This window comes from Candidatus Limousia pullorum, from assembly GCF_057405065.1.
Window position 1 is genome coordinate 149842 of record NZ_CM171614.1, and the last position, 24758, is coordinate 174599.

The window sequence follows — 24758 nt, forward strand, 5'->3', positions numbered from 1 at the left end:
AAATGAAAGACGTTAACTTAAAGAATTTAAAAACAACAGGAGTGTACACACATTCAAACAAAAAACCGAAAGAAAAGAAGTCCGATATCATCAGAGAGAAAAAATCGTTCTCGCTGGGACGAAAAAAAGACATGATAATTTCCGATAGCTTACAGGAAAACAGCCGTGATCGTCATCAACAGATGAAAGAATATCTTCTGTATAACTTCCGTATATCGGGAATTCATATTTATACTGTTGAAACACACCCTTTCAAAGCTAAACTTGTAATGGGCGAACCTCTTGACAATGAAGCTTTGATTATGAGTTATTACGCACATAACAACACTGAAGTTTTTACTTCTGCACTTGGTATTCACTCTCCGGAAGTAAAAAGCCGAATGATAACACAAATGTACATAGAATCCGTTGACTTTCGCAGCTATATCGGAAAAGACTACCTTATCATTTACGACAGTAAGATTTTGGAGGCTTTCAGAAATCAAAAAGATATGTACATTCTTATGGAATACACCCACAAGTGTCTAACCGGTAAATTAAAAACAGGAAGGAGTTAAGTAATGATTGTTGTTACAGTACAGGGCAAAAAAAGACAAAAGAAAATAAATCTGACTTCCATACTGAATACTATGCCCGATATAAATGTTGTCTGCACCATGCCAACAATAGATGAAAACTTCCTTGTAAATGTTAAGGAAACCTATATGCCTCACATGGTGGTTGTGGATTTTGAAACACCGCTCAAGGTGCGCATGGATTTTTTTGATGTGCTGTCACTGTTAAAATTCAAAATATCATCCCTGAGAATTATTCTGATAGCTTCCAAAACATCAGTTGAAAGCTTTGGGAAAGATAAGTTTTATAAAAACTTGGAAAATGCAAAAATTCATGATTGTATTGTTTCTGACGACAACGAATTTATAGAGGACAGACTTAAAAAAATAATCAACTCTCCCTCCCCAACAGAATTTGACTTTCTCAAAACAGCTGCAGATGATGATAAAGATGAAGAACCTATAACGGTTACATCTTTGCCGAAGAAACGAAACACTTTAAACAGAGATTTGGAAGATGTGCAATTAAACTCAAATATCTTTACCGATGACGGCTTTGATTTTAATTCGGACAAAGTAACCTACACCGACCCTGTTTCAGACATAACCGATTACCCTCAGGCGGTAATTGGTGTCACTGCATTTAAGGATGATGATTTTTCTTTAGCTTACTGTTTGGAAATGGCATATTCATTAAAATCTTATGGTTCTGTTTGTATCTGCTCATCCCACTTTGAAGCTTTAAGAAAATATCATTCAATCAAAGAGGAAACCTCGGGTATATCCTATAAAGATATAGATATTTATCCGAGGAATACTGAGGACGTAAGTAAATACAGATTTGTAATAAGAGAAATTTTAAAGTCAGAGGATACTCAAGCTGATTTCTATATTCTCGTTTGCTCTGCCTATGAATGGGAACTGCCCGATCTTCAGGAATATATCAACAGCCAAAAGGAAAAAGATATCAACTATGTTTTCACTCATGTTGATAAAGACAGGTTTTTAAGTATCAATAAGATTTTACATAAATCAGGCAGAAAAGCGTTCCGCCTGGAATCAAGTGAAAACCCCTTTGAACCATGCCCTTGGAATATAGACACATATTCCTGCATTTTCAGCAGATACATACCTTGTTTTAATGAAAAAAAAGGCATGTACAAAAAGAAAGGTACAGCAAGCAGCTTGCTTCACAGTATTTCTCTGTTTGCAGTTATGGCGGTTCTTGTTGTATTTATCGTGTACATCTGTATTTTCATAAACGATAACAAAATACAGGAATATGAAGAACCTACCGAACCCTTTACAGAAAACACTGTGCCTTACGATTTTAACAAGGACGGACATTTTGATATTACCGATATATCTTTTCTGCAAGGATTATTATCAAGCGGAACCGGTTCCGAAAAACCTGCTGAAACAACAGAACCCACTACACAACCAGAAACACCGGAACTCACAATAGAAGCAGAAACCACAACAAGTGAGGTTACACAATGAATGAAAATATAAAATGCCCTAAATGCGGATATCCAATAGCAGAAAATAACTACAGGTATTACTGCACAAATAACGCCTGTGATTTCTCTATAGTAAAGGTTCTGTGCGGTAAAAGAATAACAAAATCTCAAATTAAAATTCTTTGCGCAGGAGGAAGAACAGCAGTTATCAAGAATATGATATCAAAGAGCGGCAGTCACTTTGACGCCGCTCTTTCCTATAACAAAACCGACGGCAAGGTCGAATTTGTTTTTGAATAAAGGAGGTTTTATGTACTCAATATTATTCATCAATCTTTTTATTTTTTACCGCCTTTATTATCTTTACAGTGTGAGGAAAAACTGCGGACAATTCCCAAAAAAGAATAAATATCTGATAGGAGCAGGACTGAGTGTTATTTTGTCAGTCCTGCTCTATTTGTTAATCGGTGACTACTTGGTTATTCCCGGGTTTATTTCTGTTTTGGTCTTTATAGTTATTGAAAAAAGAACTATGAAAAAATCAAGAAAGGAAAAATAAAATGGCTGAACATAAAAAATACACATTAGAGGAAATAGAAAAAGCAAAAGAAACCGATATGATAAATTTTCTTGAAAGCAAAGGCTACAGCTTTAAAACATCAGGAAAAGCCTATAAATGTGTTGAGCACGACAGCCTTGTCATCAACAAGGACAGACACCGATGGTATTGGAATTCACGTTCAATAGGAGGATGCAGTGCTATTGATTTCTGTACAAAAATTGAGGGTATGCGCTTTCCCGAAGCTTTATCAAATATCCTCGGCAATCAACAAACATATATACCGAAATCTTCACTCCAGGAAAGTAAAAATACTGTTGCGGATATTGTTCTTCCAAAAGCTGAAAAAGGAAAATACAAAAGACTTTTCGGTTATCTCTGTATGAAACGTAAAATTGACCCACAGCTTGTAATTGAACTTATAAGAAGAAAACAGCTATATCAGGACAATAAAGGAAATGTTGTTTTTGTAGGTTACGAAAAAGGCAACAAAAAACCTCAGTACGGCTCGATAAGAGGAACCGGCGATAAACAGTTCCGAGGAGATGTTCAAAACAGCCGTAAAGAGGTAGGTTTTTTCATAGGAAATCATAATGAGGAAACTCTACAGATTTTTGAAGCACCTATAGACGCAATGAGTTTTGCTACATTTCTAATAGGTCTGCAAAAGAATCAAACCGTAACAGGTGTATTTGAAAATTACGCACTGCTGTCACTTGGAGGAACTTCAGATGTCGCCCTGGAACATTATCTTAATAATCACGAAAATGTGAAAAAGATAGTTGTATGCCTCGACAACGACGAAGCAGGAAGAACAGCAGGCAAAAAGATATCCCAAAAATATAAAGACAAATATGTAATTACACGTTTATCCTATAGCGGGAAAGATTTAAACGACAGCCTTATATCAGCATCAAAAGATTTGAATGAGTATGCTCAAAAAAGAAGGTCAGTAAATATCAAGTAAAATAAAAAATGGACAACCGTGAAACTCTCCCTTTTCACGGTTGTCCTTAGAAACTGACGAACAAACAAATAAACAACGATTAAACAATAGTTAATCGCCGCACCTTGCCTTGCCCATTTTTATTTTAAGGCTTATCCATTTAATTGTCAATACAGAAAGAGGTGAAAATATGCTGAATCATTTTAAAATGCCAAACGATATATTCTCTTTAACAGCTACAGAATGTGCCGTGCTGTCGGCTCTCTACAGCGTTCACAGTACATTTTTTGTCAACGGCAGTACAAGACGTTGCCTTTGCATTAAGCAGGCTAAAATAGCTGAAAAATGCGGTCTTTCCAGCATTGCCGCCGTGCGCAAAGCCATAAAGTCACTGTGCAATAAAGGGTTCCTGAGAATAATCCGCCGCAATCTTAAAAGAGACGGCAATCTCGGCACATTCAGCTATTCTCTCCCTGTTTTGACAAGAGATTATTTCTTTGTACCACGTCACGTAATGGGCAAGCTGCGTCCATCGGCTATGAAAGCGTATCTGTTCATCTGTAGATCAATCCAGAGCGTAAAACGCTTTGCATGGAACAGCTACACGGATATAGCTGAAAAACTCGGATGCAGCCGTGTAACAGCCATTAGACTTATCCGTCAGCTGGCTGATATGAAGTTAATTGTCAAAAGTAAAGTCAGAAAAGAGGACGGAAGCTACTCCGACAATCACTACAGACTCAGTGATGATACAGAGCAGACTTCCGAGCCGACAGCAGATAAACTTGTATTGAATAACACTTCTACAATTATTTATTCTGATGATTTTTCTTTTATTTCATGGGGTAGTATCAAAAAACGTCTATCTCTTATAGTACCCACTATCTATCTCCAGAAAAAAGAAATAATAAATTATATACATAACACTTCTTATATAATTTATATCAAACAATATGATTTTTCAACATATGACATGAAATGATATGATATAATATTAAACATAATTAACATTTCAACACTTATCAACATGTATTAGAATTTTTATTATATAAATAATCAGTATTTTAACATAAGTCTAATAAATTTAATTTATTTTATTTAAAACTTATATTTTATCGTAAGCTTTTTTCACTGGTGGTGCGATAAGATTTGAATAATAAAAAATTAAGGAGTTGTTTTTAATGAGTAACAGGTATCTAGTTGAAGAACACACAGAGTATGTACCGGAAACCAATCAGTTTTATACCACACAAACAATCAGGAAACTGCCCAGCCGTTGGGTGGCTTTGTTCCTCTGTTTTTTCTTCGGCATTGCCGGAATTCATCGAATGTATGTAGGAAGAGTTAAATCCGGTTTTTTGATGTTTTTAACAGGAGGTTTTTTCTTCCTTGGCTGGCTTAACGATTTACTTTTGCTGATAGTGGGAGAATTTAAAGATAAAGACGGAAGAATTGTCAAATAACAACTTTTAAGGACTTTTATTTTAAATTTGATATAATTAAAAAGCTTAAATAGAACTCAAAAGATGGATGTTGTTAAAAATGAGTTGTATAAAAGCTATGTGACCGGCTGTACCTCTTTTGAGAGTTATAGCCGGTCTTTTTTATATCGGAAAGACCAACTATAAAAAGTCAATAGGAAAAATAAAAAAATAACGAATAAGGGATGAAAAAATATGCAAGACAAAAAGACCTGAACAAAAAGTCCAAGTCGATGGATAAGTGGGTATAAAAAGATTATTTAAATTGAGGGACGTAAGCGGTATTGTATTTTAAAACAGCAAAAATGGTGTTACAAAGCTTTCTGGCAACAGCACCAACAGCAGTAAGATGATGCTTGCCCTCGGATCGCTTTTTTTGATAAAAAGCCGAGAAAACCGGATCATGAAAGGCTGCAATCAAGGCAGCCTGAAACAGAGCTTTGCGCAAATAGGGAGAGCCACGCTTACTCATTTTGTTATTGGTGGATTGGTATTCACCGGATTGGCTGACAGAAGCGTCTATACCTGCATAAGCAGCAAGCTTGGAAGCGTTTGAAAAGCGAGAGATATCACCGATCTCTCCTAAAATAACAGCGGCGTTAATATTGCCTACACCCGGTACAGTCATAATAGGAGAATTAATTTTATCAAGGATAACTTTGATTTCTGCTTCCACATCACATACCTGAGCGTCAATAAATTTAATCTGCTCAATTAAAAGCCGAAGCTGTAAAGAGAAGCTATCCTGACAGAACTTCAGTCCGAAAGAACTTGCTGCGAGCTCTGAAATCTGAGTGATTTTGTTTTTGGCAAAACCCTTAAAAGAGACCTTTTTGAGCACGTTTTCAAGCTGTTCAGAAGAGATGTTTTCAAAATCATCCGCAGTCTGAAAGTGCGAAAGAAGTTCTTTAGAGGTTTCGCCGAAAACATCTGAAAAAGCAGTGTGATATTCTGGGAACACCTGGTCAAGAACACAGATTACCTTGCGCTTCAAGTCTGAAATGGACGAAACAAGATAAGTGCGAAAGCGTGACAGATTACGCAGTGACATTGTGTCTTCATCTGACAGTGAGGTTTCAACAAAATCACCGTAGCGTATCAAATCAGCAATGAGAACAGAATCGATGAAATCTGTTTTACGCTTTCTGATTTCAGTCCCTTTTCGCCAGCCGTCAGTTTGAATAGGATTAACGACATGAACAACAAATCCGTTTTCAACAAGAAATGAGTAAATCGAAAGCCAATAATGACCGGTAGCCTCCATTCCTATTTCAACTTCTGATTGATTATTGATATGTACTGATAATTTTTCAATCAGGCTGTTTGCGCCTTCGGTTGTGTTTGAAAACGAGAATGCTTTGAATAATGGTTTTGCCGTTTCATCAATAAGAGAAGCAACATGAGTATTTTTGCCGATATCAATTCCGAGATAAAGCATAACATTCACCTAAATAAACAGATTTTAGATAGTTCCTCTTATCTGATAAACGTTACTGCCTTGTTCTATATTCGAAGTACGGCAATCAGCCGTCAACATCCAACTTATTCGTAATCTGTTTATCAGAAAGAGGTGTCAGTCTTTCCAGTACGGAGTAGTTTTTGGCTCCCCAAGGAGAATACGACATCCTCTATCTAATAACTACAATTATACAACATTATGTTGAATAATTATACAGTTGATTTTGGGAGATAGGCTCCCTTATCAACCTAAATTTATTATACAAGGAGAATTTTTATGACAGAAAAAACATTGACAGAATATTACAAAACGGTTTGGCTTCCATGTAAAAAAATAGAGTTAAAACCAACCTCATACGATCGCCTTTACAGAACAGTAACCAAAAATGTAATTCCCTATTTAGGACATATTCCGATGTGTGAAATTGAACTTCAACAAGTGTTGGATTTCTTTGAATTTGTGTATGGCACCTATTCCCTATCTACCTCAAAGAAAATATATGAAGCTGTAAACGCCTGTTTTAAGTTTGCACAGTACATAGGAGATGTTCCCAATAATCCTATGCTACCAATTAAGAAACCAAAGAAAAATAATTTTTCCCCATCAAAGGAAAAATCAATTTTAACTCCCGAGGAAATCAAACGCCTTAAATTCGCCATATCAGTGAGAACCTATAAGAGCAGTCTTTTAGAGCCTTATATAGGCTGGGGATATTATTTCCTTCTGAACACAGGACTGCGCCCATGTGAATTATTGGGTCTTAAATGGAGCGATATTAAAGGCGATTATATATACATACAAAGAAGCGTTGTTTCATATCACGACGAAAAGAACGACAACTATGTGGTTCTTCTCCAAGAAACCCTTAAAACCTCAAGCAGCAGACGAAAAATCTATTTGAATAATAACGCTAAATATGCACTAAAACAAATTGCAAGTAAAACCAACCCAAAAGGTAAATTTATAATGCAGCACGAGGGAAAGATAGTAAAACCCGATATGTTAAGACGAAATTGGTACGCACTGTTAAAGGAAGCTGAAGTCACTCCAAGGGAATTGTATTGTCTGCGCCATACATTCGCTTCCCTGCTCTTCAGAGAAAACTGTGATATAAAATCCGTAAGCCATATAATGGGACACTCCAGCGTCCGCACAACCTATGACACCTATATCCACCTGTTTGAAAAAAACTACAAAGAAACCAATGTGCTGGATAGGATAATATAAAATATTTAGGATAAAATTTATTGATATTATAACGGTATACCCTTATAATATCAATAATAGGAGGTGTTCACTGTGTCAACCAACAATAGCAACGCACAAAATAAATTAACAAACTGCACTGATGAAACTTCCAGTCGCATTGACTTTGAGCTTTTCAAAAGCAATGTATGCCACCGCCTCAAAGAAAAGGGCGATATAGATTTCATCATCGATCTTTTAGAAAAAGATGAAATCACGGAATACTATAAAAGAAAATGGTATTCGGAATGCCTTTATCTCCTTGCAATGCTCGATTATATAAGCAGAGTAAATAATGTACCAATATGTAACCGATATGAAGAGCTACGTCATCTAAAATTAAAAGATCCGCTCTTCCCTGCCAGCATATTGATATTAGCAAATGTAAATAACGACAACACCATAAAGGAAGAAGCATTAGCATACTCCATTCCCGAGTTTATGAGGTTTAATATCGTAGAAAATGATATAAGAAATGTGATTTAATATTTTAATAGATAGGAGGATAAATATGATTGACCAAAACGGACTTATAGAGATAATAAACAGTGTGGCTCCCGTAATTGCCACATCGCCGGTTCTAATAAAATTGTTTGATACTGCCACCGACATATTTAAAACGCTGTACACCCCAACATTGACCTTAAAAAACGGCAAAGCCGAGGTTGATGTTGAGATATACAAAAAACAGAAAAATATGGAATTGTTTGAAAATCAGACTTTTACCATGTACGAAATTGCCAAACTGAAAAATTTCGTACATACAGTTAACTTTGCGGCAGAAGAACTAAACGAAGAAAACGAACAAACTTGCTCCGATGAACCGGTGGATTTCGACTGGCTTATGAGATTTTTTGATGCTGTCAGCAATATAAGCAATGAAGAACTACAAAAACTTTGGGGACAGGTTTTGGCTGGAGAAATCAAACAACCAGGAGTCTGTTCTCTCAGAACCCTCGACATTATAAGAAATCTATCCCAAAAAGAAGCAAAAATCTTTAATAATCTTTGCCGTTATGTTGTATCGAGCGGTGACTGTACATTTATCTTCAGCAATGGATTTCATGAACTTGACGGCACAAATGAAAAAAGCTACGCAATAATAGAAAATACCGGCATGAAATACTCAACCCATATTGTTCCTATGATAGAAAGCGGACTGCTTTCTATCGACAACGCATTGACTACAGATTTTAAAACAAACAATATTTTGCATATGCATGATAAAAGTATAATCTGTCTTATATTCGCTGATGAAAATAAAAATAATTTTCTGTCCATAGAGCCATATTTTTTGACCACAAGCGGAATAGATCTTTTCAAAATTATCAGTAGTTCTCCGAATTTTACTGAAAACACAGAATATAAACTCTGCTGTTATCAAGAACTGAAAGAAACATACCCAGATTTAAAAATTTCCGCCTATCGAATCACTGGAACAAACAGCTTTGAAAATGAGGATTTACTCTTTTAAACAACATCATAATATTTCAAAATCCTTGCAATTTATTCTTATTTCTGAATTACAGGGATTGTTTATTGGTTTAATTCTTATGAGCAATTAGGCAAGCAACTGCGCTATTTCAACCGTGACAATCCTCCAAGTCCATATTTGTTTTCTGGGTCAATATCACATATTTCCTGATAAAGCTTTTTTGCCTCTGAAAGCCTGCCCAACTTTTCATACAATTCTGCCAGCACATTTCGAGCGTGTAAATTCTTGTGGTCTATTTCTATTGCTTCCTTCAAATATTGCTCTGCCTCAGCTTCTCTTCCTGCCTGCTTTGACAGCAGGCGACCTAACTCTGTATGCGGATGCAAATTCTTCGGGTCTATTTCTATTGCTTCCTTCAAATATTGCTCTGCCTCAGCTTCTCTTCCTGCCTGCTTTGACAGCAGGCGACCTAACTCTGTATGCGGATGCAAATTCTTCGGGTCTATTTCTATTGCTTCCTTCAAATATTGCTCTGCCTCAGCTTCTCTTCCTGCCTGCTTTGACAGCAGGCGACCTAACTCTGTTCTCGATTGTATATCCTTAGCATTTATTTCTATTGCTTCCTTCAAATATTGCTCTGCCTCAGCTTCTCTTCCTGTCTGCTTTGACAGCAGGCGACCTAACTCTGTATGCGGATGCAAATTCTTCGGGTCTATTTCTATTGCTTCCTTCAAATATTGCTCTGCCTCAGCTTCTCTTCCTGCCTGCTTTGACAGCAGGCGACCTAACTCTGTATGCGGATGCAAATTCTTCGGGTCTATTTCTATTGCTTCCTTCAAATATTGCTCTGCCTCAGCTTCTCTTCCTGCCTGCTTTGACAGCAGGCGACCTAACTCTGTTCTCGATTGTATATCCTTAGCATTTATTTCTATTGCTTCCTTCAAATATTGCTCTGCCTCAGCTTCTCTTCCTGTCTGCTTTGACAGCAGGCGACCTAACTCTGTTCTCGATTGTATATCCTTAGCATTTATTTCTATTGCTTCCTTCAAATATTGCTCTGCCTCAGCTTCTCTTCCTGCCTGCTTTGACAGCAGGCGACCTAACTCTGTATGCGGATGCAAATTCTTCGGGTCTATTTCTATTGCTTCCTTCAAATATTGCTCTGCCTCAGCTTCTCTTCCTGCCTGCTTTGACAGCAGGCGACCTAACTCTGTTCTCGATTGTATATTCTTCGGGTCTATTTCTATTACTTCCTTCAAATATTGCTCTGCCTCAGCTTCTCTTCCTGCCTGCTTTGACAGCAGGCGACCTAACTCTGTTCTCGATTGTATATTCTTCGGGTCTATTTCTATTACTTCCTTCAAATATTGCTCTGCCTCAGCTTCTCTTCCTGCCTGCTTTGACAGCAGGCGACCTAACTCTGTTCTCGATTGTATATTCTTCGGGTCTATTTCTATTACTTCCTTCAAATATTGCTCTGCCTCAGCTTCTCTTCCTGCCTGCTTTGACAGCAGGCGACCTAACTCTGTTCTTGATTGTATATTCTTCGGGTCTATTTCTATTACTTCCTTCAAATATTGCTCTGCCTCAGCTTCTCTTCCTGCCTGCTTTGACAGCAGGCGACCTAACTCTGTTCTCGATTGTATATTCTTCGGGTCTATTTCTATTACTTCCTTCAAATATTGCTCTGCCTCAGCTTCTCTTCCTGCCTGCTTTGACAGCAGGCGACCTAACTCTGTTCTCGATTGTATATTCTTCGGGTCTATTTCTATTACTTCCTTCAAATATTGCTCTGCCTCAGCTTCTCTTCCTGCCTGCTTTGACAGCAGGCGACCTAACTCTGTTCTGGCAGGGATTTGTTTGGGAATATTATTTATCACTTCCATAAACTTTTCTTCGGCAAGTTTCTTATCCTTTTTACTTGCTGCCAAAATTCCCCATTCCGTATAAAGCTTTGCCAGCAATATATCATTGTCTACAGGAGGTGCAGTACTCTCAAGCATAGCCTTCAAAAGATCTTCATCCTCAGACTTCTGCTTTTTTGCCCAAATCGCTCCGAGGCACAGGTACGCCTTTGACCTGTACAAAAGATTAAAGTTTCCATTTTTACTGCGGAGATATATTTTTTTCATATAGCTCCAGTAATCTATATCACCCACAAGATGCTTATAGCCCTTCTTTATTTCTTTTTTGTTGTTTTCAACTATGCACTTTAAAAATATCTCTGTTTCGCTCTCGTCCATAACCTCTATCAAGTTCAATATTAAATCATCAATGGAAATTTTTCTTTTGTTAAAGGAGAAAAACAGTTCTGCAATAACATCGTGCTTTGTCTGAAGCTCTTCTTTGTCTTCTTTGTTTTTTTTGAATATCACGGGTTCCACGTGGCTTGGTAAAAAGCTTTCACGAATTCTGCTTATAAGTTTTCTCTGGTTAAAATCAAAGTACTTGCAAAACAGCGAAAGTGTAAAGGGCACGTTAAAAATCTTAAAAGCTGCAATAACCCCGTACAGATCTATATAACTCCAGTTACAATTAAATTCTTTCTTTAACAAATCTCCCCATTCATCCCAATCCAGCTTGATACTTCCCGGTTTTGAGGCGATTTTTTTTAGTTCAAACAAGGTTCGGTAAATCAGTTCAACTATACTGACATTTGGTCTTCCGTATCTGTCCAATATTTTTTCTATAGTTGAAATTCTGCCCTCATCGCTTACAGCTTTTTCCTTTACCAAAAAATAGGTAGATTTTTTGATTATCTTTTTCCTGCGTTCGGCATCCTCTTTAAAATAGCTGTAACTCATAGGATAGTCGTGCAGAGTGTACTTTCTGCTCTGGTTAACACCCTGCAATACAATAAGTTTGGAATTTTCAAACCAATTTATAAGCAAATTTGAGTCCGGGTCCGCAAGCTGTGTCAGCCTATTTTCACGCTCTGCCATTAAAAGCTGTATTTTCTCACAATCACCCCAAGCTCTGCCAAGATTTTCAAAGGACCTTCTTCCCTCGTAAGGGTTATCTATGCAAAGCAGCAGTCTTTCACCTGTTGGAACCAACTGAATCAAGCTGTTATAAAAATCTCGTGCTTGTCTTTCCAATATTTCTTCACTGCCGGATAAAGCCAGCCAAATAGCAGGTTTACCACTTTCAACCCATTTTATGGCCGCTTTGAGCATAAGACTTGTCTTTCCTTGACCTCCGTTTCCGGTGATTATAACAGGATTTCCAGCTTCCAGAGTCTTTTCTATCTCTTGTTCCACCTGAGGGCTGGGTACATCCCGACCTGCACTTATAACGCTCAGCATAATGTCAAACCTGTTGTCTACCATGTAATAATTCTTGATTTTTGAATCAGTACAGGAGCACTTTGCGTCGTTGATATAGGAGGCGGTCAATATGGTTGCAATGCCGTTTATGCTCTGGATTTCAAGCTTGTTTTCGATTTTTTCCAAAGCCTTAATCATTTTTGGAAGGTCTCTGAGCTTTTCAGATATGCTTTCCAACTTGCTTTTGCTTATTATTCCGTTGAGCCACTGGGAAAATTCCGGAACAGTCATCCACATTTCCATAAGGTAAGGAAGCATAATTTCGGCTTCCTCAGGGCTTGCTATACCGCACTGAACCATATCATTTTCACTGGGTATAACATTTCTTTCAAGGCAGGACTCCCAATACCCAAGAATACTTTCTTTTATCGGAATTCCCAAATCATTTTCCCTGTATTTTCTGTTCTTGCAGTACTTATCATATGCCTCTTTTGACTTTTTTCTCATGGCCTCCATAGTTTCATCTATGTGATTGCCCTTCTTAAAAAGCTCATAAAGAGTTTGAACGGAACCGATTTTCCCTCCGACATTATCAGCAGTATCTACAACATTTTTTAATAGATTTATAACATCAATAATACCAGACATATTCTACCATCCTTTCCTAATAAACAACCGTCAACTGTTGTAAAATTATTCCTACCCTATCCCCCAAAACCTATCAAAAAATTCTTTTAATTTTTCTATTACCTTTTGTTTTTTCTCGGCTCGTTTGTTGTTTCCGAAGCGGGATACCGGAGGCATGAGTTTATCTATGTCTGTTCCTATTGTCTTTATTTCTCCGTCACGAAAGGCGTTTTGTATGAACTTTCTTGTGTCGGCTTCTTTGAGCTTCTCCTCTGCAATTATTTTTACAAGCTCTTTTTCTCTTTCCTTTGCCACAAAGTCGTACCATTCCGACATAATATCATCAGATTCGTTAATACCTGCAATAAAGTTTTCAATAAGCTGTTTTTTGCTTCTCAGTTCTGGGCTTGCATCAACAGCCTTTTTTATTGTTACAAGTATTTCTTTATCCTGGCAACTGCTGTCGCTGTATTTTTTAACAAGCATTAAGATATAGTCTATATTGATTTCTATCTGCTTGATAAGCTCAATTTCAAACACAACGTCATCGGTAATATCCTCTTTCTCGCCTTTGTTATGCCTTGTCCATTCATCGTGCAAATCCTGATAACGTCCAAGATAATCCTGAAAATCACTTTCTGAAATCAGCTGATTTTTCTCAAACTCATCAAACGAAGAAAGAAGATTTCTCATTCTGAGAATTGCTCCGAACAGCATTATAAAATCCTTTTGGTTCTGCTCTCCCCCTATCCTCGGTTCGAACAGGGGGAATTTATTTTCAAGTTCTTCAATCATATCGGAGTAACCCGGATGTTTCTTTCCGTCCTCTCCTGTGTAGCCGTAAAAATAATCCTCAAATTTACGCAGCAGAACAACACCTCCGGCGTTTTTATTTCCGAACAGTGAAAGAGCATCATCAACTCTTTTTTGGAGATTTCTAAAGCAAACTATATTTCCAAAGGTTTTTATTGAATTTAATATTCTGTTTGTGCGGCTGAACGCCTGTATCAATCCGTGCATTTTCAGATTTTTGTCAACCCACAGAGTATTGAGGGTAGTTGCGTCAAATCCGGTGAGGAACATATTGACTACAATTAAAAGGTCAATTTCCTTGTTTTTCATTCTCAAAGAAACATCCTTATAATAGTTTTGGAATTTGTCAGCAGAGGTGTCATAGCTTGTGCCAAACATTTTATTGTAATCCTCTTTGATAGCTTTTTCCAAAAAGTCACGACTGTTCTGATCAAGTGCACTGGTATCCTCAGAGTTTTCCTCGTCAATAATTCCGTCCGACTCTTCTTCATTTGCTCCATAGCTGTAGATGATGGCAATTTTAAGCTTTTTAGACGGGTCTTTTTCCATCTGCTTTTTAAATTCCTGATAATAGAGCTTTGCCATATCAACCGATGACACGGCAAAGATTGAGTTAAAACCGCTTACACGCTGTTTTTCCTTTATCTCGTCGATAACGCCTTTTTTATCGGAAGCCACCTCTGAAACATTTACAAGACTGTTAAAGATATAGCTTTTGTTTCCTCTGTAGGTCTTTTGGTCAAAGTGTTCCAAAATATGTTTTGTGACAAGCTCAATTCTTTTGGGAGCCATAAATACTTTTTCTCTGTCGATGTCCCATACATTTTTATCATCAATATCCGGTTCTGCCTCCATGGTTTTGAAATATTCAACCCTAAAAGGCAAAACATTTTTGTCGTTTATAGCGTCAACAATAGTGTATGTATGAAGCTTTTCGCCAAAAGCGTCTTCCGTAGTTTTCAGATTAAAATATTTTCCGTTTCCAGAATTCACGGCAAATATAGGCGTTCCTGTAAATCCGAAAAGATGATAATATTTAAAGCTCTTTGTAATTGCCCTGTGCATATCTCCAAACTGACTGCGGTGACACTCATCGAAGATAATTACAACATGTTTTCCGTAAACACTGTGTTCCTTGTTTTTCTTTATAAAGGTGGAGAGCTTTTGTATTGTGGTTATAATTATCCTTGCGTTTTCATTTTCAAGCTGTCTTTTTAAAACCGCCGTGGATGTATTGCTGTTTGCGGCACCCTTCTCAAACCTGTCATATTCCTTCATTGTCTGATAGTCAAGATCTTTTCTATCAACTACAAACAAAACCTTGTCTATGTAGGGAAGCTTTGAAGCAAGTCTTGCGGTTTTAAATGAAGTCAAAGTTTTTCCGCTTCCGGTGGTATGCCAAATATAACCTCCTCCGGCAGTTTTACCATATAGCTTATAATTGTTGGCAATTTCAATTTTATTTAAAATCTTTTCTGTAGCGGTAATTTGATACGGTCGCATTACAAGGAGAAGATTTTCCGAAGTAAAAATACAATAGCGTGTCAATACATTTAAAATAGTATGCTTTGCAAAAAATGTTTTTGCAAAGTCTACCAAGTCCGGGATAATTCTGTTATTTGCATCTGCCCAAAAAGAGGTAAACTCAAAGCTGTTGCTTGTCTTTACCTTTTTTCCCGACCTTGAGCTGTGTTCTTTTATGGCGTTAAATCTGGTGCTGTTGGAATAATATTTTGTATTTGTGCCGTTGGAAATCACAAAAATTTGGACATATTCAAAAAGTCCTGAACCTGCAAAAAACGAATCCCTTTGATAGCGGTTTATCTGATTAAAAGCCTCTCTTATAGCAACGCCTCTGCGTTTCAGCTCTATATGCACCAATGGAAGTCCGTTTACAAGGACTGTCACATCATAACGGTTGTCATGCTTTGCGCCCTGTTCACGGCTGACCTCGTATTGATTTATAACCTGCAGGCGATTGTTATGTATATTCTTTTTATCAATCAATGAAATATTCTTTGAAGAACCGTCGTCACGCCTGAGAACCTGAACACTGTCCTCCTGTATTTTTCTGGTTTTTTCTACAATATGCTCATTGTTGTTGGCTATTGAGTCGGAGAAAAAACGCTTCCATTCATCATCAGAAAAAGAAATATTGTTCAAGGCTTCAAGCTGGCGGCGAAGATTGTTTATAAGCTCGTCCTCTTTGTGAATATTAAGATATTCATATCCCTGTTGGGTAAGCAAAGATATAAACTCTTTTTCCAGCTCTGCTTCACTTTGATAACTGTCAGAACGCTTTTTCACAGGCTCGTATTCCGCAACAACAGTGTTTTCGGTAGTCGAAGCCACAAGATTATAAATGCTCATAATTCCTCCTTTTTAGGAATTAAATGTTACTCCCTAAATCATCTCTCATCGCTTTATATAATGGTTCGATATATACATTCATAATTTGATTATTTGGTAAATGTTCCTGCTCATAATTTCCCACTTGCCATTCATACATATCAATGTCCCAAGGCGTTACAAGATCTTTATTTTTCTCAGGATCATTTTTATTACAAAACGACTCATATTCATTTACAATATTTTCTATAAATTCATAATATGATCGAAACGTATTAAATGTTTTTTCCGATGATATTAGCTTCATTTGTGGTTTAAGATCAATCAAAGAATAAAGATATTCTTTTCTAAATACTTTTTCTCTTTCTTTTAACGCAAGTTCTACTTGATTATAAAAAGAAAAATATATATCCGCACGCTTTTCTAACAACCACTTTTTTACTTCATTTTTATGGCTACACCATGCCGTAACTCGTGTTGTAATAATTGCCGTTATTATTGAAAGAATAGATGTCAATAAGATTGTTTTCCATGCTTCCAAAATCTTACCCCTCCATCATTCTTAATTATTCCAGCTCTTCGTCTGCTGCTGATTGGATAATTTCGAGATACAGCATATTTTTAATATCCTCAATATATCCTATTCCCTCCGGATAGATTTCTTTATAGAAACATCTTTCCAATTCCTCTTCCTCATCAAATTCGCAGCCGCTCCATTCCTCGTATTCCTTTGTCTTAAACCAAAGAATATCAAGCTGATTGTCAGTATAGGTGTCTGGGATTATCTCTGAAATACATGAATATATAAAGTCTTCATATGCATTCCATGAGGCTGATTTTTCTCCCTGAACCTGCACGCAGATTTCTTCCCAAAGGTTAGCAATAGAATTGTCATCGCCTGACTGCATAAAATCACTGTTATCCGGTGTAATACTCTTTAATCTTTCAATAACCTTATCTACAGCAACACGAGCCAAGCTGTCAGCTTCTTTTCCTACAATCTTTTCATAAAAACGGTACATTCTTTCATAATAATTCATTATTATTCAGCTCCTTAAAACAAATATAAAACATTTATTAAATTACAACATTCATTATTTAAAGTTTTCTTTAACTAATGATTCATAAACAAAATTTAAAATATGTGCAAATGCAAATAAAAAATTATAATTACAAACTATTGATTTAGCCTCACACATATATCTGTACTGGGTAAATGCTTCATTCTGCTCTGCAAGACAACGCATAAACTCTTCTTCTGTATTTTCCATTAAAATATTATTCTTAATAAAACTTTTCTTAATAAAACTTTGCTCATTTTCAGGCAACTTTTCAAAGAGATTTTTAAGACCGTGAGTATTTTTAAAATCTATTCCAAAACCGTATAATATAGCTTTTAAAAATAATTCACAGGAAAAGGATATGTTACATAATACAGCCGGTGTCCAATTAAGATTAAAACTAAAGCAATGCATAGCAACTTCTAAATATATTTTTGCATCCTTATAAAAGTTTTTACTAAGTTTATCTTTATCTGTTTTTTTATCGTATTTCCTTGTTTTTGATAAATCAAAAGGCGTGCTATTATCATCATTGTTCATAGTGTTTTACCTCATCAAAATTTAACAGCTTATCTCTATAATACTCATACTGTTTTTTTCTGGCTTCTATTTCAGCAGGCAAGCCGCTGGTTAGGTCATTACATAGAGTATCGAATCTGTCGAGGATATTAACAATACGTTGTTGCTCTTCAAGTGGTGGAACAGGTATTTCTATGTCCAAAATTAATGTGGAATTTAAATCTCCTCTCGCACCCTGTTTTTTTGATAAAAGCTCATTATATTGATTTGTCAAACAATAAAAAATATATTTATACAATGCTTTCGAGCAGTCAATTTCCATATTTAGACAATGCTGATTTGTTGTGGTTTTAATTTTATTTATTGCACAACGTCCAGCTGAAGCACCTGATATAGCAACGATGACACAATTTTCCGGTATCCATTTAACAGCTGTTTTGTCAACCGCTTCCTGTGTAATAAAACTACTTGCCTCATAAATTTCATTAAAGTATACATCCTGTGTTCTAATCCAAGGTATTGTGCCTCCTTCATAATATCTGCTATCACCTTTCTTCGGAGTAGAACCAGAACAACTTTTTTTTACGACATTTCTTAACTTTATAATCGGGACATCATCACCAAAAGTTAAAAGCTTATCTCTATAATACTCATACTGCTTTTTTCTGGCTGTAAGCTCTGCTGTAAGCTCTGCTGTAAGCTCTGTGAAATTGTCAAGTATCCTGACAATTTCACGCTGAACGGGAATTTGGGGAACAGGGATTTTATATTGCATTACTGCTTCTTTATTTCCTCTTGGCATTTTAGCTCCCTTAGCGTTCTGCATATCATAACGGAAAAAGTTGTCAGATGATAAAATATAATATAGAAACTTTGATATAAGTGTGTCAGTGTCATTTCTTCTTATTACTAAAACATCGCCATTTGTTCCACCATTACAATCGGCTATCCAAATTTTTTTTAGGTATGGACGAATATTTCCTATAAGAATATCATCTTTATTAAATTCAATAACCAAACCAGAGCTTGGCAAAATACTTGCTTTTGTTTTACCTTGTTTGTTTTGAAGCAGATTCTCTACTCCTACATAAGTGTATTCATCTATTTTTGACACGCCAATCCTTGTTTTAGAATAATGTGCTATCTCTTTGAGTGATACATACTCCACCCCATCCGGACAAAGTTGCTGTATTAAATCTTCCAGCCTGCTCATATTTTTACCGCCTTTTTCTGACTTTTCTTTTGCTTATACCGCCTGTTTCATATTAAAAACAATTTTTAATTATTCATTCTTAATTGTTAATTTCACTTACTATTTTCTCAATCTCATCTCTAAGCCACTGCTCTCTTTTGACGATTTCTGCTATTTCGGCGTTAAGCTTTTCTATATCAATCTTCTCTCTTGTGTCCTCAGCCTCTACATAGGTGGAAACAGAAAGATTATAGTCTTCCTTTACAATTTCCTCGTATTCGGCTAAATGAGAGAAATGCTTTTCTTCTTTTCTGTCTGCAAAAACATTTACAATATTAGTTATGTTTTCCTCTGTAAGCCTGTTGTTGTTTGTGACCTTAATACACTGGCTTGAGGCGTCTATAAATAAGGTTTTATTGTCCGGTTTGCTTTTCTTTAAAACCATAATACAGGTTGCTATTGAAGTACCGAAAAACAGATTTCCCGGAAGCTGGATAACACAATCCACATAGTTGTTGTCTATAAGATATTTTCGGATTTTTTTCTCCGCTCCTCCACGGTACATAATTCCCGGGAAGCAGACTATTGCGGCGGTTCCGTTTGTGGCAAGCCATGAAAGGCTGTGCATAATAAAAGCAAGGTCTGCCTTGCTCTTTGGAGCAAGCACTCCGGCAGGTGCAAAACGTGGGTCGTTTATAAGCTTTACATCGCTGTCGCCTGCCCACTTTATAGAGTATGGCGGATTTGATACTATAAGTTCAAAAGGCTCGTCGTCCCAATGCTGTGGAGCTGTCAAAGTATCCTCACAGGCAATGCTGAACTTATCATATGGTATATCGTGCAAAAACATATTTATACGACACAGGTTATAAGTGGTTATATTTATTTCCTGACCAAAAAATCCGTTGCGGACATTGTCACGTCCCAAAATCTTCACAGCTTTTAAAAGCAGAGAACCTGAACCGCAGGCTGGGTCATATACTTTATTTACTTCCTTTTTTCCCACTGTACCCAGTCTTGTCAAAAGCTCTGAAACATCCGCCGGGGTGAAAAATTCTCCTCCGGATTTTCCTGCATTGCTGGCATACATGGTCATAAGGTATTCATAAGCATCGCCGAATGCGTCTATATGATGATCTTTTACATTGTCCCCAAGCTTCATATTGGCAACTCCGTCCAACAGCTTTACAAGCTTCTCGTTTCTCTTTGCCACTGTTGCACCGAGCTTATTGCTGTTTACATCGAAGTCATCAAAAAGACCTGCAAGACTGTTTTCTGACTCTGTTCCCTTTGCTGAATCCTCAATGCTCCTGAACACCTTTTCCAAGGTTTCGTTTAAGTTTTCATCATCCTTGGCTTTTGCCTGTACATTACAAAAAAGCTGGCTGGGAAGAATGAAAAAGCCTTTTTCCTCTACCAAACCTTCTTTAGCGTCTAAGGCATCATCGTCTGACATATCTGCATAATTAAAATCAGGTGTACCTGCTTCACGTTCACCCTCGTTTATATAACTGCAAAGGTTCTCGGATATATAACGATAAAACATTGTTCCAAGCACATAGTTTTTAAAATCCCAACCATCAACAGCTCCACGAAGTTCATCAGCAATCGCCCATATAGCCCTGTGAAGCTCGTCCCTCTCTTGCTCCTTTTTAATATCACTCATCCTAAAACCTCCAAAAAAATGTCTACTATCTTTAGTTTTTTATTTATACATCATCAAATTATATTAAATTTCGACAAATAAAAAATACAAAAAAAGTCAATACTTCCCCTTCGTAAGTATTGACTTTGAAAATCAAAAGGTCTATAATATATTTGTGGAAACACAAATAAGCCTCACAGGCTGCCAATAACTGCAATTACTGACAGCCTTGCGCCATGAGAGTACTCACAATACTCAGCATGACTTATGAAGCCGGATTTCCGCACGCTTTGTGGTGTGCGTTTATTTTGGATATATTTTTTGCTGTAAGTCTGTACTTTTCTGACGTGTCAGAGGTGCAGGCTTTTTGTTTTTTCGCTGTACCTTGAAAAACAGGTAAGTGCTGTTTTGCTTACCTCACGCCTGACATGACGGATACTTGAGTCATATAAGCATTCGCCGTGACGATGAACCGTTCACCCTACCAAGACAACGGTTTGTCCAGCGAGCCACTCACTCATTGACAATCTTGGGGAACACACTTCGAAAAGATGATGTGCCGGGAAGAAAGCGTTATGAGAATCGGGCGTCTATGCGGTAATACTAATGCGCTCAAATTTCTTGAACCTATTAGTGTTATTACATGCTCTTTTTATAATCTCTATATCTGATTATAAAACCTTTTGTTTCTTTGATAGAGAATATTAAAGACTTTTTAATAACTTTATAATAAAGACGGAAAATAACTACAAGAGCCAATAAATCAAGGGCCTGTTGCTCATTTGCTGTATAATTAAGCTGTGCATTTCCACTATAATTAAAAAAGAAATGTTTCATAACAAAAGCTACCGCAAGCACAATTATAAATAAGAATACTGGCAAATATATGTGACTTTCCTTTATGTATTTTTTCATGATTATTTCTCCTTTTTATTGTTAATTAAAAACAATCTTTAATATTCATTCCTTCGCTGCAAATACTGCCTTGAATATTATGCGAAAGTATTTCAAAGATCATTAAAGGCATGTAATAATAAGATGTACGCAATGGGGAAAGTATACACTTTCCCCTATCGCTTTTTGGAGGCGTCACCCAGATTTGAACTGGGGAATCAGGGTTTTGCAGACCCATGCCTTACCACTTGGCTATGACGCCTTATTTACTTTTTCTTAACTACACTTTATTATATGCAGTTAACTCTTATGTTATGAAAAGCACTTAATAAATTTTATTAAGTGCTTTTCAATGGAGCGGATGACGAGGCTCGAACTCGCTACCTCCACCTTGGCAAGGTGGCGCTCTACCGGATGAGCTACATCCGCATTTATGGTGCCTCCGGGCGGAATCGAACCACCGACACGGGGATTTTCAGTCCCCTGCTCTACCAACTGAGCTACAGAGGCAAATTTGGCGACCCGGAACGGGTTCGAACCGTCGACCTCTAGCGTGACAGGCTAGCGTTCTAACCAACTGAACTACCGGGCCAAATGGTGGGAACAATAGGGCTCGAACCTATGACCCTCTGCTTGTAAGGCAGATGCTCTCCCAGCTGAGCTATGCTCCCATTTACTCACACCGTTTTTGCCGTTTCGGTGTGGTGTCTTTCAGCGACGTGTATTATAATACATCATCACAGGGTAAAAGTCAAGCGTTTTTTTAAATTTTTTTTGATTTTTTTATTTTATGACAATATCACTTAAAATATACGTAACATCGCTAATAATTTACCCTGTTTTTCTGTATTTTCGCCTTATTTTTTGTCTTTTCTCTCGGAAATAATCTTCTCCAAATCCTCTTTTGTAAAAATAAATTTTTTATTACAGAAGTTGCAGGAGGCTTTTGCTGCCCCTTCTTTCTCTATTATTTCCTTTATTTCTTCGTCAGAAAGGCCTCTTATGGCGTTTTCTATTTTTTCTTTACTGCATCCGCACACATAGCTTACTGGGAATTCGTCCAAAACTTCCACTTCAAAGCCTTCCAAAGCTTTTTTGCAGATATCCAAAACTGACATTCCCTTTGCGAGCATTGTGGTTACAGGCTCTAAAGCGGCAACATTCTTTTCGAGCTTTTCTATTTCTTCGTCTGTAGCACCTGGCAGAAGCTGTATAAGCAATCCTCCGGCAGCCAAAACCAGTCCGTTATTTTTATCCACCAAAACTCCAAGAGCGCATACTGTTGGAATTTGCTCACTTGTGGCGTAATAGTTTGTTATGTCCTCAGCTATCTCTCCACTTACCAAAGGAACCTGTCCTATATACGGGTCGCCGCTTCCGTAGTCACGCATAACTGTGAGTATGCCCTCTTTACCAACTGCGGCGGCAACATTTATCTTTCCGTTGCTGTAGTGCTCTGTAGGGCAATCCCAGTTTCCCACATAACCCTTTACATTACCTTTGCTGTTTGCAACGGCTACAACAGGGCCCAGAGGGCCGTTTCCCTTTACGCTGAGGTTTATCACTGCGTTCTTTTGTTTAAGCTGTGCGCCCATCATAGAAGCCGCTGTCAGCAGTCTTCCCAGAGCCGCTGTGCCGCAGCTTGTGGTGTGGTGAAGCTCCTGAGCTGTAAAAACTATGCCTGTTGAATCTATAGCGGAAGCCATTATGCCTCCGTCGCTTGTTATACATCTTATGATTTTATCTTTATTCATTGTTTCACTTCCCTATTTATTATTTAGACACTATTATGCCATTATTTCACTTTTCTTGCAACATAAATTATTCTCTGTTCCTCAGGTTTCGGCGGTTCAAAGCTTAAATCTCCGTATACAGCCGCTGTTTCAAATCCGGAATTATGAAGCATTTCTTCTATTTCCTCATGGCTGTAGGCTCTTTCTGAGAAATTCTCGCTGTATCTTCTGTAATCCTTTCCGTTTTCCATTGCGCAGAAAAAATCAAGCTGAATATTTACAACATTATTTTCAGAAAGGCTGTTCTGCCATACGCAGAAAACGTCGTCGGTATCATAGACAAAGGTATTGTTTCCCAAAACCTGCTGATGTTTGTACAGAGAATTTACGTCAAACAAAAAATATCCGCCCTTGTTCATAAACAAAGAAACCTTATCAAAGGTCTTTTGCACCTTTTCTTTTTTTACAAGGTGGTTTATGCTGTCCAAAGTGCAGATACATGTGTCTATTGTTCCGTAAAGGTCTATGTTTTCCATTTTCTGACAGAGAAATAATATATCAAGTCCCAGCTCGTCGGCTTTCTCCTTTGCCTGAGCAAGCATATCATATGAGCCGTCTATTCCGTAAATATCGACGCCCTTTTTAAAAAGCTCTATTGTAAGGCTTCCTGTGCCGCAGGCAAGATCAAGGCTTAACCCCATATTGTGGTTAAGCCTCTCAAATACTTCTGTAATATAGTCGGCACGGCGCAGATACTCCACGTTTTCCGTAAGGGAATCGTAATAGTCGGCAAAAACACCGTAAGACGCCATCACTCTTTACCCTCTGCCTCTTTTTCCTTTTTTTCAATGCGTCGAAACGCAAGGTTATATCCATCACAGCCGTAAATCAAAGCACGATTTACACGGCTTATAGTCGCTGTTGATGCTCCTGTCTTGTTTACAATATCGCTGTAAACACATTTGTCTGAAAGAAGTTTTGCCACATAAAGACGCTGTGACATAGCCTTGATTTCCGGCACAGTGCAGAGGTCCTCAAAAAAGTCGTAGCAGTCTTCCATTGTTTCCAGAGACAAAATAGCTTTAAACAAAAAGTCTACTGTCTCGTCCTTAATTTTTGAATTCATAAGTTTCCTCCTGTAACTCAAAAAGGTTTCGATTTCATAAATCAGTCCTTTACAATTTTAACATATAAAAGTGTAAAAGTAAAGCTTTTAATTTAAGTTTAAAAAAGTTTATCAAATCGGTCAAAACGTAAGAAGTATAAATTCACGTTTAGAGAAAAATATAATTGAATAAATATTTAATTTTTAGTGTATAAAACTTTCGCATAATGCATAATATTAGAAATATTGATTGACTTTTATCTTAACCTGTAGTAGAATGTTGAAAGATTTTTTACAGAAGCTGTACGGCAAAACAAGCTGAAAGGGAGGTTTATTATCTGTAATTTATCAGCGCCAGACCGCATGCCTGTACTGCGGTGACGAGGGAAAGAGTTATCGAAAATTCGGCGGATGC

At 37.2% G+C, this 24758-nt stretch carries 21 protein-coding genes and 5 tRNA genes; 9 read left to right on the forward strand and 17 right to left on the reverse strand.

The window, feature by feature from the left end; translation table 11 throughout:
- The first annotated feature begins 2 nt into the window (after positions 1-2).
- From CGICJO_RS00595 to CGICJO_RS00620, 6 genes are all read left to right on the forward strand, one after another.
- Positions 3-557 (forward strand): hypothetical protein, encoded by a 555-nt coding sequence (locus CGICJO_RS00595; RefSeq protein WP_486499263.1) that lies wholly within the window; start codon positions 3-5, stop codon positions 555-557.
- Positions 558-560: 3 nt separating this feature from the next.
- Positions 561-2054, forward strand: a complete 1494-nt coding sequence (locus tag CGICJO_RS00600) for a hypothetical protein (protein ID WP_486499264.1) — start codon at positions 561-563, stop codon at positions 2052-2054.
- On the forward strand, positions 2051-2314 hold the full coding sequence (locus tag CGICJO_RS00605) for a topoisomerase C-terminal repeat-containing protein (RefSeq protein WP_486499265.1): 264 nt from the start codon (positions 2051-2053) through the stop codon (positions 2312-2314). Before CGICJO_RS00600 ends, CGICJO_RS00605 begins: the two co-directional genes overlap by 4 nt.
- A 260-nt stretch (positions 2315-2574) precedes the next feature.
- On the forward strand, positions 2575-3540 hold the full coding sequence (locus CGICJO_RS00610; protein ID WP_486499266.1) for a DUF3991 and toprim domain-containing protein: 966 nt from the start codon (positions 2575-2577) through the stop codon (positions 3538-3540).
- A 169-nt stretch (positions 3541-3709) separates the two neighbouring features.
- Positions 3710-4501, forward strand: a complete 792-nt coding sequence (locus tag CGICJO_RS00615; protein ID WP_486499267.1) for a helix-turn-helix domain-containing protein — start codon at positions 3710-3712, stop codon at positions 4499-4501.
- Between the two features lie 199 nt (positions 4502-4700).
- On the forward strand, positions 4701-4982 hold the full coding sequence (locus tag CGICJO_RS00620) for a TM2 domain-containing protein (protein ID WP_486499268.1): 282 nt from the start codon (positions 4701-4703) through the stop codon (positions 4980-4982).
- Between the two features lie 274 nt (positions 4983-5256).
- On the opposite strand, the gene CGICJO_RS00625 is transcribed toward CGICJO_RS00620, so the two are convergent.
- Complete coding sequence (locus CGICJO_RS00625; RefSeq protein WP_087376648.1) at positions 5257-6438, reverse strand: IS110 family RNA-guided transposase; 1182 nt, start codon at positions 6436-6438, stop codon at positions 5257-5259.
- A gap of 297 nt (positions 6439-6735) precedes the next feature.
- On the opposite strand from CGICJO_RS00625, the gene CGICJO_RS00630 reads away from it, so the two are divergent.
- The 3 genes from CGICJO_RS00630 to CGICJO_RS00640 all read left to right on the forward strand — a co-directional run bounded on the left by CGICJO_RS00630 (position 6736) and on the right by CGICJO_RS00640 (position 9178).
- The gene (locus CGICJO_RS00630) at positions 6736-7686 is read left to right on the forward strand and encodes a tyrosine-type recombinase/integrase (protein WP_486499269.1); all 951 of its coding nucleotides are present in this window, start codon (positions 6736-6738) and stop codon (positions 7684-7686) included.
- Positions 7687-7758: 72 nt separating this feature from the next.
- Positions 7759-8190, forward strand: a complete 432-nt coding sequence (locus CGICJO_RS00635) for a hypothetical protein (RefSeq protein WP_486499270.1) — start codon at positions 7759-7761, stop codon at positions 8188-8190.
- A gap of 25 nt (positions 8191-8215) precedes the next feature.
- The gene (locus tag CGICJO_RS00640) at positions 8216-9178 is read left to right on the forward strand and encodes a DUF2806 domain-containing protein (RefSeq protein WP_486499271.1); all 963 of its coding nucleotides are present in this window, start codon (positions 8216-8218) and stop codon (positions 9176-9178) included.
- A gap of 104 nt (positions 9179-9282) precedes the next feature.
- On the opposite strand, the gene CGICJO_RS00645 is transcribed toward CGICJO_RS00640, so the two are convergent.
- The 16 genes from CGICJO_RS00645 to CGICJO_RS00720 all read right to left on the reverse strand — a co-directional run bounded on the left by CGICJO_RS00645 (position 9283) and on the right by CGICJO_RS00720 (position 24364).
- Entirely contained in the window at positions 9283-13053 is a 3771-nt protein-coding gene (locus tag CGICJO_RS00645) for a tetratricopeptide repeat protein (protein ID WP_486499272.1), read from the reverse strand.
- Positions 13054-13104: 51 nt separating this feature from the next.
- The gene (locus tag CGICJO_RS00650; protein WP_486499273.1) at positions 13105-16215 is read right to left on the reverse strand and encodes a type I restriction endonuclease subunit R; all 3111 of its coding nucleotides are present in this window, start codon (positions 16213-16215) and stop codon (positions 13105-13107) included.
- A 19-nt stretch (positions 16216-16234) separates the two neighbouring features.
- Complete coding sequence (locus CGICJO_RS00655; RefSeq protein ID WP_486499274.1) at positions 16235-16735, reverse strand: hypothetical protein; 501 nt, start codon at positions 16733-16735, stop codon at positions 16235-16237.
- Positions 16736-16760: 25 nt separating this feature from the next.
- On the reverse strand, positions 16761-17234 hold the full coding sequence (locus CGICJO_RS00660) for a hypothetical protein (RefSeq protein WP_486499275.1): 474 nt from the start codon (positions 17232-17234) through the stop codon (positions 16761-16763).
- A 54-nt stretch (positions 17235-17288) separates the two neighbouring features.
- A complete protein-coding gene (locus CGICJO_RS00665) occupies positions 17289-17795 on the reverse strand; it encodes a HEPN domain-containing protein (RefSeq protein ID WP_486499276.1) in 507 nt (168 codons plus the stop codon).
- On the reverse strand, positions 17785-18987 hold the full coding sequence (locus CGICJO_RS00670) for a restriction endonuclease subunit S (RefSeq protein ID WP_486499277.1): 1203 nt from the start codon (positions 18985-18987) through the stop codon (positions 17785-17787). Before CGICJO_RS00670 ends, CGICJO_RS00665 begins: the two co-directional genes overlap by 11 nt.
- Positions 18988-19066: 79 nt before the next feature.
- Positions 19067-20632: a type I restriction-modification system subunit M gene (locus CGICJO_RS00675; protein WP_486499278.1), complete on the reverse strand. Its 1566-nt coding sequence runs from the start codon at positions 20630-20632 to the stop codon at positions 19067-19069.
- 618 nt (positions 20633-21250) lie between these two features.
- On the reverse strand, positions 21251-21526 hold the full coding sequence (locus CGICJO_RS00680) for a hypothetical protein (RefSeq protein ID WP_486499279.1): 276 nt from the start codon (positions 21524-21526) through the stop codon (positions 21251-21253).
- Positions 21527-21692: 166 nt separating this feature from the next.
- Positions 21693-21767 (reverse strand) — tRNA-Cys (locus CGICJO_RS00685).
- Positions 21768-21858: 91 nt separating this feature from the next.
- Positions 21859-21934, reverse strand: a tRNA-Gly gene (locus CGICJO_RS00690).
- A gap of 5 nt (positions 21935-21939) precedes the next feature.
- A tRNA-Phe gene (locus CGICJO_RS00695) sits at positions 21940-22015 on the reverse strand.
- Positions 22016-22020: 5 nt separating this feature from the next.
- Positions 22021-22097, reverse strand: a tRNA-Asp gene (locus tag CGICJO_RS00700).
- Positions 22098-22100: 3 nt separating this feature from the next.
- Positions 22101-22176: transfer RNA gene (locus CGICJO_RS00705), tRNA-Val, on the reverse strand.
- Between the two features lie 186 nt (positions 22177-22362).
- The gene (gene hslO / locus CGICJO_RS00710; RefSeq protein ID WP_486499280.1) at positions 22363-23259 is read right to left on the reverse strand and encodes an Hsp33 family molecular chaperone HslO; all 897 of its coding nucleotides are present in this window, start codon (positions 23257-23259) and stop codon (positions 22363-22365) included.
- A gap of 41 nt (positions 23260-23300) precedes the next feature.
- Entirely contained in the window at positions 23301-24050 is a 750-nt protein-coding gene (locus tag CGICJO_RS00715; RefSeq protein ID WP_486499281.1) for a class I SAM-dependent DNA methyltransferase, read from the reverse strand.
- The gene (locus CGICJO_RS00720) at positions 24050-24364 is read right to left on the reverse strand and encodes a YerC/YecD family TrpR-related protein (RefSeq protein ID WP_087377603.1); all 315 of its coding nucleotides are present in this window, start codon (positions 24362-24364) and stop codon (positions 24050-24052) included. The genes CGICJO_RS00715 and CGICJO_RS00720 overlap by 1 nt, the downstream gene beginning before the upstream one ends.
- Positions 24365-24758 lie beyond the last annotated feature (394 nt).

Bases quoted from the DNA above. Each gene is read 5' to 3' on its own strand.
- CGICJO_RS00595 (WP_486499263.1), top strand. From the start codon at position 3: ATGAAAGACGTTAACTTAAAGAATTTAAAAACAACAGGAGTGTACACA.
- CGICJO_RS00600 (WP_486499264.1), top strand. From the start codon at position 561: ATGATTGTTGTTACAGTACAGGGCAAAAAAAGACAAAAGAAAATAAAT.
- CGICJO_RS00605 (WP_486499265.1), top strand. From the start codon at position 2,051: ATGAATGAAAATATAAAATGCCCTAAATGCGGATATCCAATAGCAGAA.
- CGICJO_RS00610 (WP_486499266.1), top strand. From the start codon at position 2,575: ATGGCTGAACATAAAAAATACACATTAGAGGAAATAGAAAAAGCAAAA.
- CGICJO_RS00615 (WP_486499267.1), top strand. From the start codon at position 3,710: ATGCTGAATCATTTTAAAATGCCAAACGATATATTCTCTTTAACAGCT.
- CGICJO_RS00620 (WP_486499268.1), top strand. From the start codon at position 4,701: ATGAGTAACAGGTATCTAGTTGAAGAACACACAGAGTATGTACCGGAA.
- CGICJO_RS00625 (WP_087376648.1), bottom strand. From the start codon at position 6,438: ATGCTTTATCTCGGAATTGATATCGGCAAAAATACTCATGTTGCTTCT.
- CGICJO_RS00630 (WP_486499269.1), top strand. From the start codon at position 6,736: ATGACAGAAAAAACATTGACAGAATATTACAAAACGGTTTGGCTTCCA.
- CGICJO_RS00640 (WP_486499271.1), top strand. From the start codon at position 8,216: ATGATTGACCAAAACGGACTTATAGAGATAATAAACAGTGTGGCTCCC.
- CGICJO_RS00645 (WP_486499272.1), bottom strand. From the start codon at position 13,053: ATGTCTGGTATTATTGATGTTATAAATCTATTAAAAAATGTTGTAGAT.
- CGICJO_RS00650 (WP_486499273.1), bottom strand. From the start codon at position 16,215: ATGAGCATTTATAATCTTGTGGCTTCGACTACCGAAAACACTGTTGTT.
- CGICJO_RS00660 (WP_486499275.1), bottom strand. From the start codon at position 17,234: ATGAATTATTATGAAAGAATGTACCGTTTTTATGAAAAGATTGTAGGA.
- CGICJO_RS00665 (WP_486499276.1), bottom strand. From the start codon at position 17,795: ATGAACAATGATGATAATAGCACGCCTTTTGATTTATCAAAAACAAGG.
- CGICJO_RS00670 (WP_486499277.1), bottom strand. From the start codon at position 18,987: ATGAGCAGGCTGGAAGATTTAATACAGCAACTTTGTCCGGATGGGGTG.
- CGICJO_RS00675 (WP_486499278.1), bottom strand. From the start codon at position 20,632: ATGAGTGATATTAAAAAGGAGCAAGAGAGGGACGAGCTTCACAGGGCT.
- CGICJO_RS00680 (WP_486499279.1), bottom strand. From the start codon at position 21,526: ATGAAAAAATACATAAAGGAAAGTCACATATATTTGCCAGTATTCTTA.
- hslO (WP_486499280.1), bottom strand. From the start codon at position 23,259: ATGAATAAAGATAAAATCATAAGATGTATAACAAGCGACGGAGGCATA.
- CGICJO_RS00715 (WP_486499281.1), bottom strand. From the start codon at position 24,050: ATGGCGTCTTACGGTGTTTTTGCCGACTATTACGATTCCCTTACGGAA.
- CGICJO_RS00720 (WP_087377603.1), bottom strand. From the start codon at position 24,364: ATGAATTCAAAAATTAAGGACGAGACAGTAGACTTTTTGTTTAAAGCT.